This window comes from Vibrio sp. 811 (assembly GCF_033339195.1).
In genome coordinates this window covers 1-518 of sequence record NZ_JAWOUB010000951.1, presented here as the reverse complement: position 1 = coordinate 518, position 518 = coordinate 1, and the positions used below count along the sequence as shown (strand labels likewise).

General features: G+C 44.2%; 1 protein-coding gene. It reads right to left on the bottom strand.

Annotation, left to right across the window (positions count from 1 at the left end):
• Nucleotides 1-518, bottom strand: a 518-nt coding sequence (locus R7Q46_RS30300) for an ImpA family type VI secretion system protein (RefSeq protein WP_411978798.1), incomplete at both ends; no start/stop codon positions are given.

Here is a 518-nt window from a genome sequence, read left to right as displayed (position 1 = left end):
AAAGTCCGCCACATGTTGCAACTGTTGAATAGCTTGTTCTCGAGATTGCATGTTTGTAACTAATAACGCAGATGAGTTGTGAGTAACTGCTTGTTGACTTGCTTCTTCCAACTCTTCATCACCATTTTCGTCAGAAATGGAGACCTCAGCCTTATCCTTAAAACGATTACCCAACAAGTGCTTAAGTGCCGCGTGTATTGATTCAAGTCTTTTTGAAATATATGAGCTAGGCGTTACATCCCCTACAGCGTCATCAAGTCGCTGACTGAACTCATTAAAAGCACCTGTAGCGAACTCGAGATCTGCAATCAGAGACTGGTAAAACTCATCTGACGTTGATTTCACCGTGTCAGTGATACGCGACAATTCAATTGCGCCTTGATCTACTCGCGCTCTTCGCTTGTCTTCATCCAAGCGCTCGAGTTCAATGGCTTGTTGGTATTCCCAATATGCATAAGCTTGCTCTACACCCATATCCGTCAAAGGAATCGAGGCAAGAGGAAAGATCAGCGTTCCCT